The following is a 12644-nucleotide window of genomic DNA, read 5'->3' on the forward strand; positions in this document are numbered from 1 at the left end:
CCTGACTGCAGGTTCCGCAGCTACCGGGCGGCCAGCTCCTGCATCAGGTGCATAACCATCTCGGTGCCCCGGTGGTACTGGTCCAAGCTGTAGCGCTCGTTGGGCGAGTGAAGGGCGTCGTCAGGGAGGCCGAAGCCTGTCACTATCAGCTGCGTCCTGAGCGCCTCCTGGAAGTCGAGCGTGACTGGCACCGAGCCTCCCTCCCGGGTGAGAAGCGGTGCCGCGCCAAAGGCCGCCTGGAAGGCGCGCGACGCGGCGGCGATGCCGGGGTGGGAGACGTCCACCCTGACGGGTGAGGCGGAGCTGAGCTCGATGAGGCGAGCAGTGGTGCCCACGGTGGCAAGGGAAGGCACGAACTCGCCGAGAGCGGCGGCGATCCGAGCCGGGTCCTGATTCGGCACCAACCTCATCGACACCTTCGCTTTCGCCGTGGCCGGGATAACCGTCTTGGAGCCGATCCCGGTGAAGCCGCCGATGACGCCATGCACATCGAGCGTCGGCCGGCAGCGGATGCGCTCGCGAGCGGAGTAGCCGGGTTCGCCAGGCAGCGCCGTACTGCCCATCCGGCGCATCAACTCCGCGTCCTCGACGGGGTCCTTGGCCCAATCGGCCAGCTCCTGCGCGCTGGGCGGCTCCACATCGTCATAGAAGCCCGGGATGAGGATGCGCCCCTCGCGATCCTTGAGAGCGGCCAGGACGTGGGCGAGGCTGTTGAAGGGGTTGGGCGCCGCGCCGCCGAAGATGCCTGAGTGGAGATCGACCGCAGGTCCTCTCACCTCGATCTCGGTGTAGAGCAGGCCGCGGAGCCCTGTCAGCAGGTTCGGCTGGCCGGGGGCAGTGAAGCCTCCATCCGCGAGCAGCAGGTAATCGCTGCGGAGGCGGGCGGCGTTGGCGCGCAGGAAATCGGGAAGGGACCGGCCAGAGGCCTCCTCCTCCCCTTCGATGAGAAAGCGCAGGTTCAGCGGCGGCCCCCCGGCCTGGAACCAGTACTCGGCCGCCTTGACGCCTGCCAGATGCTGGCCCTTGTTGTCGTCGGCGCCGCGAGCGTAGACGAAGCCGTCTTTCAGGGTCGGCTCGAAGGGCGGCGTCAGCCATTCCTCCAGCGGATCGGCGGGCTGCACGTCGTAGTGGCCGTAAATGGCCAGGGTGGGAGCTCCCGGCCTGCCCAGCCACTCGGCCACCACCACCGGATGCCCTGGCTCGCGCACGTCGACCAGCTCCGCCTCCATGCCCATGCCACGCAGCTTGGCGACCAGCCAGTCAGCGGCCCGCCGGCAGTCGAGGCGGTGCTCCGGCAGCGTTGAGATGCTGGGAATGGACAGCAGTTGGAACAGTTCAGTCTCCGCCTGACGGTGACTGGCGCGGGCAAGTTGGAGGGCGTTTTCAAGCACCAACCCAGGTTAGCTGGCGCCCGGCTTGCCCCAATTCTGCTTTGATGGCAGAGGTGCGGGAACAGCATGAGGCGGTCGAGCTCCGGGTTCCCGGCCTGGTGTTGACAGAGCACGAGTTTTCGGTGCCGCTCGATCACGCGCGGCCGGACGCCGACCACATAAGTGTGTTCGCTCGCGAAGTGGCCGATCCCGGCGGACTGGAGCGGCCCTATCTCGTCTTCTTCCAGGGCGGTCCGGGGACTGAAGCGCCCCGACCGACGCGCTTTCCCAGCTCACCCGGCTGGCTGGACCGAGCGCTCCAGGAATACCGGGTGCTGATGCTTGACCAGCGCGGCACCGGCCGCTCGTCGCCCATCGGCAGCCTGCCGGGACTGAGCGCCGAGCGGCAGGCCGACCATCTCGCCCGCTTCCGTGCCGATTCCATAGTGCTCGACGCTGAACTGATCCGGCACCGCCTGGGGGTGGACAGGTGGAGCGTTCTCGGCCAGAGCTTCGGCGGCTTCTGCGTGACCTCCTATCTCTCGCTGGCTCCGGATGGGCTGCGGGAGGCATTCATCACCGGCGGCCTGCCGCCACTGGCTCGGCCCGTCGACGATGTCTACAGCGCCACCTACCGGCGCGTGCTGGAGCGCAACCGGCGCTATCACGAGCGCTACCCTCAGGATCGCGAGCGCCTCCGGCGCCTGCGGCAGCGGTTGGAAGAGACCGAGGTGCGGCTGCCCGGTGGCGACCGCCTGACCTGGCGTCGCTTCCGGCAGCTGGGCAGCGCTCTGGGCATGAGCGACGGGGCGGCCAAGCTTCACCATCTGCTGGAGCTGCCTGCCGACTCGCCGGCTTTTTTGCACGACGTCGAAACAGGGGCGCCCTTTGCCCGGAATCCGCTCTATGCGATCTTGCATGAGGCTTCGTACGCCGACGGCTGCGTCACCGGCTGGTCGGCCGAGCGGCTCCTCCCGCCGGAGTTCAATTCCTCCGAATTGCTGACCGGTGAGCACGTCTACCACTGGATGTTCGAGGACTACTCGGCGCTCAGACCACTGGCCGCAGCGGCCGAACTGCTGGCTCAGCGCAAGTGGCCTCGTCTCTATGACGAAGTGGCGCTCTCCCGGTGCGCAGTGCCCGCCGCAGCGGCGATCTACAGCGACGACATGTATGTGGAGCGCGGGTTCTCCGAGGAGACGGCCCGGGCGATCTGTGGTCTCCGCGTCTGGCTCACGAGCGAGTACGACCACAACGGCCTCCGGGCCGACGGCGGCCGAATCTTGGACCGCCTGATTCACCTGGCGCATAACCCGGCCTGACGATGGGCAATCTGTAGGCGTCATGGGAGGCTCACCATGGCCAAGCTGATCTACTCGGCGATCACGTCGCTCGACGGCTACATTGCGGACGAGGAGGGCAACTTCGACTGGGCGGAGCCGGACGAGGAGGTGTACACCTTCGTCAACGATCTGGAGCGGCCGGTCGGCACCCACCTGTACGGGCGCCGGATGTACGAGACGATGGTCTACTGGGAAACTGCCCACACCGTCGCGGACCAGCCCCCTTTCGTACGGGACTTCGCGCAGATCTGGCAGGCGGCGGACAAGATCGTGTACTCCAAGACGCTGGAGACGGCATCTAGCGCCAGGACGCGGATCGAGCGAGACTTCGACCCTGAAGCGGTCCGGCAGCTGAAAGCGCGAGCGGGCCGTGACATCTCCGTGGGCGGTTCAGACCTCGCCGCGCAAGCGATCAGGGTCGGATTGGTCGACGAATGGCACCTGTTCGTCGCCCCCGTCGGGGTGGGAGGTGGGAACCACTCCCTCCCCAACGATGTCCGCCTGACGCTGGAACTGCTGGACGAACACCGTTTCGGCAACGGCGTGGTTCACCTCCACTACCGCACCCAGACGTGACCCGCGGCCCTTTGCGATGTCCGTTCGACTGACCGCCGCTCCTCACTTGTAGGGCATCGAAAGTCGCCGACCTCAACACCAAAGAGATGCGCCTCGACCGTGCGGACTCTAGCCAGCGGTGTCGGCCAGGCCCCAGTACAAGCGGATGAGCGTCTCGATGCCCCGGCGGTAGTGGTCCAGGCTGAAGTGCTCGTTGGGGCCGTGGGCCCCGGAGCCGGGCTGGCTCAGGCCGCTGATCACTATTGGCGCTCCCAGCGCCTCCTGAAAGTCGAGCGCCACAGGAATGGAACCTCCCGTCCGCACAGGCACCGCCGGCTGACCGAAGGCTTCCTCGAACGCTGCGCGAAGGGCCAGCGCCGCCGGGTTGCGGGCGTCGGCCAGAACGGGCCTCGCAGCGCCCAGCTGCTTCACGTCGATCCGCACGCCAGGCGTAGTGAGTCGCTGCACGTGCTCTTGCAACGCGGCCAGAATCTCGCCCGGATCCTGGTCGGGTACCAGCCGCATCGACACCTTCGCGGTCGCCGCCGCCGGGATCACCGTCTTGGCCCCCGCACCGGTGAAGCCGCCGATCATGCCGTTCACGTCGAGGGTCGGCCGCGACCAGGTCCGCTCGACAGGGCTGTAGTCGGCCTCCCCCTCCAGCGCCGAGGCGCCGATCATGGTCCGCAGCAGCTCGCCGTAGGCTTCGCTGCGGTCCCACGCGGCCAGCTCGTCCGCAGTGGGCTGCTGGACCCGATCGTAGAAGCCGGGAATCGTGATGCGGCCGTCCCGGCCCTTCAGCTCGCCCAGCACGCGGGCCAGCGTGTTGAGCGGATTCGGCGCCACGCCGCCAAAGCCGCCCGAGTGCAGGTCGCTGGCTGCCCCGCTGGCCTGGAATTCCGTGTAGAGAATGCCGCGCAGCCCGGTGACCAGGGCAGGTCGGCCATCCGGGCTGAACCCGCCGTCCCAGACCAGCACCCAATCGGTCGCCAGATCAGCGGCCTGCTGGCGTAGGTAGCGCGGCAGCGACTCACCAGTCGTTTCCTCCTCGCCCTCCAAGAGAAAGCGAAGGTTGATCGGCGGCCCCCCCGCCTGGATGGCGAAGCGGGCCGCCAGCAATGCCGCCAGGTGATTGTTCTTGTTGTCGGAGCTGCCGCGGGCGAAGATGAAGCCATCCCGAAGCGATGGCTCAAAGGGTGGTGAGTGCCACTCCGCCAGCGGATCGGGCGGCTGGACGTCGTAGTGACCGTAGACGGTCAGCGTGGGCGCGGCGGCACCGGCGCCACGCCATTCCGCCCGCAGCACCGGGTAGCCGCCCTCCACCACCTCGTGGCTGGAGACCTCGCAGCCGAAGGCGCGAAAGCGATCTGCCAACCACTCGCAGTTGCGCCGCACGTCCGCCTCGTGTTCGGGCAGAGCGCTGATGCTCGGGATGCGCAGCTCCTCGCTGAGCTCCGCCACCGAGTGGTCCCAGCCCGCCTCGGCGAACAGCAGCGCCTCCGCCAGGGATCCGCTCATTCGACCGGGAAGAAGCAGGCGGCCTGGTGGTCGCCCAGCTGCACGGTGTCGAGTGGAGGGTCCTCCTGCGCGCATTTGTCCTGGGCGTTGAAGCAGCGCGTGCGGAAGCGGCAGCCCGAAGGCGGGTTGACCGGTGAAGGCACGTCGCCGGTCAGGATGATGCGCTGCCGGTGGCGCTCGATCTTGGGGTCGGGGATCGGGATGGCGGAGAGCAGCGAGGCAGTGTAAGGGTGCTTGGGCCGCCGGTGCAGCTCGTTCGAGCCCGCTATCTCCACGATCCGGCCGAGGTACATGACAGCAATCCGGTTCGAGATGTGCTTGACCACCGAGAGATCGTGAGCGATGAACAGGTAGGTCAGGTTCAACCGCTGCTGCAGCTTCTCGAGCAGGTTGATGATCTGGGCCTGGATTGACACGTCCAGCGCGCTGACCGGCTCGTCGCAGACGATGAAGGACGGCTCGCCCGCCAGCGCCCTGGCGATGCCGACGCGCTGGCGCTGGCCACCCGAGAACTCGTGCGGGTAGCGCTGGGCCATGCGAGGGTTGAGGCCGACCAGATCGAGCAGCTCGGCCAGTCGATCCCTGCGAGCGGTCCTGCCTTCGTAGAGATGGTGAATGTCGAGCGGCTCGGAGATGATCTCCCCCACCGTTTGGCGAGGATCCAGCGAGGCGTACGGGTCCTGGAAGATCATGGCGATCTCACGCCGCAGCCCGCGCATGGCCCCGCCGCCCCTGCTGTGCAGGCTCGTGCCCTTGTAAAGCACCTCGCCGGCGGTTGGCTCGACTAGCTTCAGCACGGCGCGCCCGAGTGTCGACTTGCCGCACCCGGACTCTCCCACCAACCCGACCGTCTCGCCCTGGCCCACCTGGAGGCTCACGCCGTCCACCGCCCTGACATGGGCGACTGTGCGCTGCGCCAGGCCAGCCCTGATCGGGAACCAGACTTTCAGATCGCGGACATCCAGCAATGGCTCTGCGGCCGTCCAGACCGACTTCAGCTGCGGTCGCGCCGTCGCTTCAGCCAACTATCGCACCCGCCCGGTTCAGGTCGACGCCCGCCTGAGTGACCCAGCACGCAGCCCTCTGAGCCGGCAGCACAGCCGCGAGGGGCGGGTATTCGTCCACGCACCGGTCTATCCGGAAGGGACAGCGAGGGTGGAAGTGACAGCCGCTGGGGAGATCGGTCAGATCCGGCGGCAGGCCGGGCAGAGCTCGGAGGGGCTCCTTCGCGTCCCGGTCCAGCCGGGGGAGCGAGCGCAGCAGCGACCACGTGTAGGGATGGCTGGGATTGGCGAAAACATCCTCGGTCGGCCCCTCCTCGACGACCCGACCGGCATACATCACCATGACCCGCTCGCACATGCCTGCTACCACGCCGAGATTGTGGGTGATGAGGATGGTGGCTGTGTTGTACTCGGCGTTGACCTTCTTGAGCAGTTCCAGGATCTGGGCCTGGATGGTGACGTCGAGAGCGGTCGTCGGCTCGTCGGCGATGAGCACCGAGGGCCCTGTGGTCAGGCCCATGGCGATCATCGCGCGCTGACGCATGCCGCCTGACAGCTCGTGGGGATAGCTCTGCACCCGCTGTTCGGGCTCTGGCATGCCCACCTTGCGGAACATTGAGACCGCTTCGCGGAGAGAACGCGGCCTGTCCAAGCCCCTGTGCAGCCGGAGGGGCTCGCCCACCTGCCAGCCGGAGCGGTAGACCGGGTTGAGCGAGGTCATCGGGTCCTGGAAGATCATGGCCAGGTCCTTGCCGCGCACCTCCTGCAGCTGCTCCTGGCTGAACTGCACCAGGTCGTTCCCTTTGTAGAGCACCCGGCCGCCGGCGATCCGGCCCGGTCGCTGGACCAGGCCCATGATCGACAGCACCGTGATCGACTTGCCGGAGCCGGACTCACCGACTATGCCGAGCGTCTCGCCCGGGTCGAGGTAGAAGGAAACGCCGTCCACCGCACCCACCACTCCGTCGCGGGTGGGAAACTCGGTCCGCAGGTTCTCAACCTGGAGCAGATGCTCCGACATCTACCGGCCCATCACCGCATCTCCCGCAGGCGGGGGTCGAACGCATCGCGCACGGTGTTGCCGAAGACGTTCATGGCGAGGACTGTCACGAAGATGGCGAGCCCCGGCAGGATGACCAGCCAGAGCGAGTGATAGAAGTAGACCTGGGAGTTGCTCAGCATGTTGCCCCAGCTTGCGGTCGGCGGCGTGATGCCCAGGCCAATGAAGTCGAGCGCCGCCTCCGTCACGATGATGGCGCCGACCTGCAGGCTGGCCGCCACCACCATCACGGCGAGCACGTTGGGCAGCAGGTGGCGGCTCATCAGGCGCCAGTTGCTGGCGCCCAGCGAGCGGGTGGCGAGCATGAAATCGCGTTCTTTCACGCTGAGCACGTCCGCCCGCACCAACCTGGCCAGGCTGCCCCAGCTGACCAGCGCGATGATCACCGCCAGAGAGTAGGGGTTGCCGGGGTTGAGGGAGACAGGCCCGATGCGGGGCGCGAGGGCCGTCAGCAGGATCAGCAGGTAGATGCTGGGGATCGAGAGCACCATGTCGACCACTCGCATCAGCACGGTGTCGAGCCAGCCGCCGAAGTAGCCGGCCAGCATGCCTACGCTGCCGCCGATGATCAACGCCAGGATCACTGTCAGGTAGGCGACGAGCAGGCTCACCCGGGCACCGTAGATGAGCCGGGTCAGCGTGTCTCGACCCAGTTCATCACTTCCGAGCGGGAAGGTGAACTGGCCTGGCAGGGCAAACGTGTTGGCCAGGTTCTGGCGCACCGGGTCGTGGTGGGTGACCACCGCCGAGAGCAGCGGCGCAGCCAGCGCCAACACTCCGAAGAGCAGGATCAAGAGGCCGCAGGCGAAGCCGATCCGGTCGCTGTAGAGCCGCTCCCAAGACTCGGCCCAATACCCTCGCGCCCGGCGCCCGGCACGGCCGATAGACTGCGCTACCGGGGCCTCGATTGCTCCAGCGGTGGGATCGAGCACTACGTGTACCTGATCCGGGGATCGAGCACTGCATAGAGGACGTCGGCGAGCAGGTTGCCGGCGATCACCAGCACGGCGGTGAACAGCGTCAGGCCCATCACTGTCGTGTAGTCGTGACCCACGGCGCGCTCCAGGGCGAGCCGACCGAGGCCGGGCCAGCTGAAGACGATCTCAACGACGGCGCCGCCTGCCACCAGCGTGGGCAGCTCCAGGCCGATCAGCGTGACCAGGGGTATGACTGCGTTGCGTAGGGTGTGCACATAGACCACGCGCCGCTCGCTCATGCCCTTGGCGCGGGCTGTGCGCACGTAGTCCTGGGAGAGTGACTCCAGCATGCTGGAGCGGGTGTAGCGCGACCAAACCGCCAGATACCCGAAGGCCAGGACAGTCGTGGGCAGCACCAGATGGGCCAGCCGGTCGAGAACGTCGCCGCCATTGACTGACGAGGCGGCACCGCCGGACGGCAGGTGCGGAAGGCCAAGCTGAAAGGCTCCCACCGAGAAGATGAGCACCAGCAGCAGGGCCAGCCAGAAGTTCGGGATGGAAACGCCGACGACCGAGAGGCTGGTCAGGAAGTGATCGGCTGGTGAGCCGCGGCGGAGAGCGCCGACGACACCCATCGGGATGGCGACTATGACTCCCACGAGGATGGCGAGCGAGGTCAGCTCCAGCGTGTACGGCAGCCGTTCCAGGATGTGGGACATGACAGGGCTGCCGTCGAGCAGGGAGCGACCGAAGTCGCCCTGCAATAGACCGGTCCGCACGGCGCCCGGCCAGAGCCCCACCTGATGCAGCAGCCAGGGCACGCCCAACCAGTTCAGGTACTGAACCAGGAACGGCTGGTCCAGGCCCAGGTTGGCCTTTATCCGCGCGATGTCCTCAGGCCGCAGATTGGGGTTGAGCTGCAGGCCGGGGACGAGATCACCCGCCGTGAGATAGATCAGCCCGTAGGTGATCACCGTCACGCCGAGGAGCACCGGCAGGGCCACGATGATCCTGCGCAGCGCGTATTTCCAGAGCATCAGCTGCTCGAGCTTGGCTGCTTGCGGCTACTTGCCGTCGGAAACGGAGAGGTCCTTGATCCAGATCCGCCGGCCGTCGTACTGGTTGGCGAAGGGACCTGCGTTGAACCCGACGACCCGCTTGTTGACCCCGTAGAGGTTGTCTGGAAAGAAGAGGATGGGCGCCGGCTGGTCCTCGGCCAGGATCTGCTGCATCTTGAAGTACAGGTCCTTGCGCTTCTTTTGGTCGCTGGTCGTCGTGGCCTGATCCATGATGGTGTCGAGCTGGGTGTTCTTGTAGCTCATACCGTTGTATCCACCCGCCCGCGAGTTGCGCGAGGCCCAGACCTGCGACTGATCCGGGTCAGTGCTCCACTGGAAGCCGACCATCAGCACCTGAAAGTCGCGCGTGTTGCGCAGAGCGGGCACGAGCACCTTGTTGAAGTCGACGAACTTAGGCGTGGCGTCGACGCCGATGTCTCGCCACTGCTGCTGCATGTTCACCAGCGAGTTCTCACGAACCTTGTTGCCGGCATTGGTGATCATCTCGAACTTGAGCTTCAACCCTGCACCGTTGGCTCGGATCCCGTCTGGACCCTTCTTCCAGCCGGCGGCGTCGAGCATCGACTCGGCCTTCTTACGGTCAAAGTTGAAGACCGGCTTGTTGTCAGGGTTGTAGGCCCAGGACTTGGGCGGCATGCTGGTGTTGGCCACAGTTGCGAAACCGAAGTAGATGGCCTTCGCCATCGACTGTCTATCGAGCGCGTAGAGCAGCGCCTGGCGGACTTCCTTCTGCTGAAAGAGGGGCGTCTTGGCCGGATCCAGGTTGTACAGGTAAAAAAGGAAGAGCAGGCCGGGGAACCGGTGGAGGGTGATCAAGTCCACGGTGCGGGCGGCGTCGCCCTGGGCCGGGTCCACCGGACCGACGTCGGTCTCCCCCGTCTTCAGCTGGTTCAAAATATCGGTCGAGCTCTTGATCACCTTGATCACGTAGCGATCAACGTTGGGAGCGCCGCGGTAGTAGTTGGGGTTCTTGTCGAAGGTCACCTGCTGGTCCTTCTGCCAGACGGCGTTCTGAAAGGGACCGTTGGTCACTGTTGGGCGCCCGTTGAGATCCGTGGTGTTGATCTGTTCTGCGCTCAGTGAGCCCCAGACATGCATTGGCAAGATGCCGTACTGCAGGTGCACGGTGGTGAAGGGCGAGTAGGCCTTCTTCAGCTGAAAGACGACAGTCGTGGCGTCCTTCACGCTGACTGACTGGATGTAATCCACCAGATCGCCGCGCCGGGGGGAGTTGACCTTGTCGTACTTGGGGTCGAACATCAGCTCGTAGGTGAACTTGACGTCGTCGGCAATGACAGGCTTGCCATCGGTCCACTTGGCGTCCCGCAATGAGATCGTGTAGGTCAGTTGGTCGGATGAGATCTTGGGCAGGTCCTTGGCGAGCAATGCCGCGGGATTGCCCTTGTCGTCCGACATGTAGAGGGAGTCGTAGATCATGGACGTGGCCGTGGAGCTGGCCGTGTCGCCGTAGAGCACCGGGTTCAGGTACTGCAGGTCGGCGATCGTCGCCTCGACCACGTGGCCGCCCTTCTTGGCCTGGGATGGCTGCTGGCCCCCGCCACCGCCCCCGCCGCACGCTGCGAGAAGCTCCATGCCACCGGCAGCGAAAAGGGTGAAGGCGGTCGCGGCGCCCATGCCGCGGAGGAAGTCCCGCCGCGACCACTCGTCAAGGAACTCCTCGAATCTTTGGTAGCCCTCGTCCCCGGTCAGATCTTGCTTGCTCATGCCTGGCGAATGCCCTCCTCCCGAGTGGTTCAGCTGCCTCTTGGCCTGCGGCGGATTATGAATCGTGATAGCGATGCTAGTCAAACTCCACTCGCGCCCGGGCCCGTCGCTTACCGGCGTGGCGATTCGGAGTTCGGCCGACCTAAGACCGGTGCGTGAACAGCGAGGCAATCTCGCTCAGCGGCTTCCCGGAGCCTTGCGCAACTTCCACGGCTCGGGTCCGGACCGCCATTAGATTGGCCTTCCGTGGTCATAGGGGTGCTGCGCTTCACGGTGCATCTGCCGGAGAGCGCTTCGCTCAAAGACAAGCGGCAGGTGGTGGGCGGGCTTCTCGCACGGATCCGTACCCGCTTTCAGGTGGCTGCGGCAGAGGTGGGTGAGCTCGATCGCTGGCAGGTGGCGGCACTGGCGGTGGCCTGCGTCTCCAATGACGGTCGCCACGCCGATCAGGTGCTGGCCAGCGTGCTCGCCTACGTCGAGGAGAACGCTCGCGAGCTGCTAGTGAGCTCTGTCTCGACCCAGCTGCTCCGCATCTAGCGCCTGCGCCCGCTCAGCGTCGTAGCCAAGCACCTCGCTCAGGACCTGAGCCGTGTGCTGGCCCAGTGTGGGTGGCGGCAGCCGCACAGGGCTGGAGCCACCGTCCAGCTTCCAGGGAGCGCCCACCTGGCTCAACCAACCAGCCGTCGGATGCTCCACCTCCAGCCGCATCTCGCGCGCCTGGGCCAGCGGGCTGGCAAAGGCTTCCGCGAGATCATGGATGGGACCCGCCGGCACCCCCGCCGCTGACAGGCGAGCCAGCCAGTCGGCGCGAGTGCGACGTCTCAGGCGATCCTCCAGCTCCAGCGTCAGATCATCGCGCGCCGCCTGCCGCTTGGCGTTGCTGAGAAAGCGCGGATCCCGGGCCAGCTCGGGCGCTTCCAGCACCTCACAGAAGCGTTGGAACTGGCCGTCGGAGCCGACTGCGATGTTGAGAAAGCCGTCGCTGGTCCGGTACATGCCGTAGGGCGCGATTGTGGCGTGGAAGTTGCCGTCGCGGCCTGGCGGCTCACCGCTGGCGAAGTAGCGACCTGCCTGATAGGTGAGCAGGGCGAGCAGGGAGTCGTTGAGTGCCACGTCGATGGTCCGGCCGCCGCCTCCGCGCTCCCGCTCCAGCAGGGCGGCCAGGATTGCGTGCGCTGCAAACATGCCGGCGGTGATGTCGCCGATCGGCACGCCCGCTTTGTGCGGAGTGCCGCCGGGGGGACCGGTGAGGCTCATGATGCCGCTCGTGCCCTGAGCGATCTGGTCGTAGCCGGCCAGCTCCGGATGCTCGGCGCCAAAACCGCTGATCGAAGCGTAGATGAGCTCTGGCTTGCTCCCCCGGAGCTGCTCAGAACCGAGCCCGAGCCGCTCGGCGGTCCCGGGCTTGAAGTTCTCGACCACCACGTCAGAGGCCAGCGCCAGCTCCTGCGCGGTGTGCAGACCCGCTGTTGACTTGAGATCGAGGACCACACTGCGCTTGTTGCGGTTGACTGACAGAAAGTAGGTCGACTCGCCGCCCAGAAAGGGCGGTCCCCATTGGCGGGCGTGGTCGCCGCCGGGTGGCTCCAGCTTCACGACATCCGCGCCCAGGTCGCCCAGCAGCATCGTGCAGTAGGGCCCGGCAAGCGCGTGGGTCAAGTCGAAGACACGGATGTCGGCCAGAGGCTGAGGCGCGCTCATTCCAGCAAGCTAGCACCTGCCGAAGCGCGGTGTCGGCGCCTCCTGGCCCCACCCGCATTTATCGCGTCTGGCTCCGCGAAGAACGGCGGCACAGCACCGTATGCCGCCAATCGATTCCAGCGCCTGGCCCTTTGCCGTCAGGACTTAAGCAGAACCTGCGAGTACGCCGAAGGCGACATGATGGCGGCGCCTTGGTACGCCGCCAGTGTCAGCAGATCCTTGTCTCCAGTCACTATCACCTTCGCTGCTCCCCAGGCGGCCGCCGCCAGAACCTGGTTGTCGTCCGGATCGCTGCACACGTCAGGAAACCGATCCGGCTGAATCACGTCAACCAGCGTCATCAGCTCGTGACGGATCTCGCTGGCAGCTCCG

At 66.3% G+C, this 12644-nt stretch carries 12 protein-coding genes; 3 read left to right on the top strand and 9 right to left on the bottom strand.

Annotated elements, in window-relative coordinates; translation table 11 throughout:
* Window positions 1–20 precede the first annotated feature (20 nt).
* Window positions 21–1391, bottom strand: coding sequence for a dipeptidase (locus ACR2MZ_RS05615; protein ID WP_434004085.1), 1371 nt, complete (start codon window positions 1389–1391; stop codon window positions 21–23).
* Between the two features lie 44 nt (window positions 1392–1435).
* On the opposite strand from ACR2MZ_RS05615, the gene ACR2MZ_RS05620 reads away from it, so the two are divergent.
* Both ACR2MZ_RS05620 and ACR2MZ_RS05625 read left to right on the top strand, forming a co-directional pair.
* A complete protein-coding gene (locus ACR2MZ_RS05620) occupies window positions 1436–2692 on the top strand; it encodes an alpha/beta fold hydrolase (RefSeq protein ID WP_434004086.1) in 1257 nt (418 codons plus the stop codon).
* A gap of 36 nt (window positions 2693–2728) precedes the next feature.
* Window positions 2729–3289, top strand: a complete 561-nt coding sequence (locus ACR2MZ_RS05625; RefSeq protein WP_434004087.1) for a dihydrofolate reductase family protein — start codon at window positions 2729–2731, stop codon at window positions 3287–3289.
* A gap of 108 nt (window positions 3290–3397) precedes the next feature.
* Here the strand turns inward: ACR2MZ_RS05625 and ACR2MZ_RS05630 are convergent, their stop codons facing one another.
* From ACR2MZ_RS05630 to ACR2MZ_RS05655, 6 genes are read right to left on the bottom strand one after another with little or no spacing between them, the layout of a single operon-like run.
* Window positions 3398–4786 (bottom strand): M20/M25/M40 family metallo-hydrolase, encoded by a 1389-nt coding sequence (locus tag ACR2MZ_RS05630; RefSeq protein ID WP_434004088.1) that lies wholly within the window; start codon window positions 4784–4786, stop codon window positions 3398–3400.
* Entirely contained in the window at window positions 4783–5811 is a 1029-nt protein-coding gene (locus ACR2MZ_RS05635; RefSeq protein WP_434004089.1) for an ABC transporter ATP-binding protein, read from the bottom strand. The genes ACR2MZ_RS05630 and ACR2MZ_RS05635 overlap by 4 nt, the downstream gene beginning before the upstream one ends.
* Window positions 5804–6811, bottom strand: a complete 1008-nt coding sequence (locus ACR2MZ_RS05640; RefSeq protein ID WP_434004090.1) for an ABC transporter ATP-binding protein — start codon at window positions 6809–6811, stop codon at window positions 5804–5806. Before ACR2MZ_RS05640 ends, ACR2MZ_RS05635 begins: the two co-directional genes overlap by 8 nt.
* 11 nt (window positions 6812–6822) lie before the next feature.
* Complete coding sequence (locus ACR2MZ_RS05645; protein ID WP_434004091.1) at window positions 6823–7782, bottom strand: ABC transporter permease; 960 nt, start codon at window positions 7780–7782, stop codon at window positions 6823–6825.
* Window positions 7782–8804, bottom strand: coding sequence for an ABC transporter permease (locus ACR2MZ_RS05650; protein ID WP_434004092.1), 1023 nt, complete (start codon window positions 8802–8804; stop codon window positions 7782–7784). The genes ACR2MZ_RS05645 and ACR2MZ_RS05650 overlap by 1 nt, the downstream gene beginning before the upstream one ends.
* Before the next feature lie 27 nt (window positions 8805–8831).
* A complete protein-coding gene (locus ACR2MZ_RS05655; protein WP_434004093.1) occupies window positions 8832–10571 on the bottom strand; it encodes an ABC transporter substrate-binding protein in 1740 nt (579 codons plus the stop codon).
* 246 nt (window positions 10572–10817) lie between these two features.
* Between ACR2MZ_RS05655 and ACR2MZ_RS05660 the strand changes: the two genes are divergently transcribed.
* On the top strand, window positions 10818–11108 hold the full coding sequence (locus tag ACR2MZ_RS05660) for a DUF503 domain-containing protein (protein WP_434004094.1): 291 nt from the start codon (window positions 10818–10820) through the stop codon (window positions 11106–11108).
* Here the strand turns inward: ACR2MZ_RS05660 and ACR2MZ_RS05665 are convergent.
* Together ACR2MZ_RS05665 and ACR2MZ_RS05670 are read right to left on the bottom strand one after the other, a co-directional pair.
* Window positions 11070–12272, bottom strand: coding sequence for a CaiB/BaiF CoA transferase family protein (locus tag ACR2MZ_RS05665; RefSeq protein WP_434004095.1), 1203 nt, complete (start codon window positions 12270–12272; stop codon window positions 11070–11072). The genes ACR2MZ_RS05660 and ACR2MZ_RS05665 overlap by 39 nt on opposite strands.
* 137 nt (window positions 12273–12409) lie before the next feature.
* Entirely contained in the window at window positions 12410–12628 is a 219-nt protein-coding gene (locus tag ACR2MZ_RS05670; protein ID WP_434004154.1) for a putative toxin-antitoxin system toxin component, PIN family, read from the bottom strand.
* Window positions 12629–12644: the final 16 nt, after the last annotated feature.

Source organism: Candidatus Dormiibacter sp. (assembly GCF_050999135.1).
GTDB classification, from domain to species: Bacteria; Chloroflexota; Dormibacteria; order Dormibacterales; family Dormibacteraceae; genus Dormiibacter; species Dormiibacter spiritus.

Bases quoted from the DNA above. Each gene is read 5' to 3' on its own strand.
- ACR2MZ_RS05655 (WP_434004093.1), bottom strand. From the start codon at position 10,571: ATGAGCAAGCAAGATCTGACCGGGGACGAGGGCTACCAAAGATTCGAG.
- ACR2MZ_RS05650 (WP_434004092.1), bottom strand. From the start codon at position 8,804: ATGCTCTGGAAATACGCGCTGCGCAGGATCATCGTGGCCCTGCCGGTG.
- ACR2MZ_RS05625 (WP_434004087.1), top strand. From the start codon at position 2,729: ATGGCCAAGCTGATCTACTCGGCGATCACGTCGCTCGACGGCTACATT.
- ACR2MZ_RS05620 (WP_434004086.1), top strand. From the start codon at position 1,436: ATGGCAGAGGTGCGGGAACAGCATGAGGCGGTCGAGCTCCGGGTTCCC.
- ACR2MZ_RS05630 (WP_434004088.1), bottom strand. From the start codon at position 4,786: ATGAGCGGATCCCTGGCGGAGGCGCTGCTGTTCGCCGAGGCGGGCTGG.
- ACR2MZ_RS05640 (WP_434004090.1), bottom strand. From the start codon at position 6,811: ATGTCGGAGCATCTGCTCCAGGTTGAGAACCTGCGGACCGAGTTTCCC.
- ACR2MZ_RS05665 (WP_434004095.1), bottom strand. From the start codon at position 12,272: ATGAGCGCGCCTCAGCCTCTGGCCGACATCCGTGTCTTCGACTTGACC.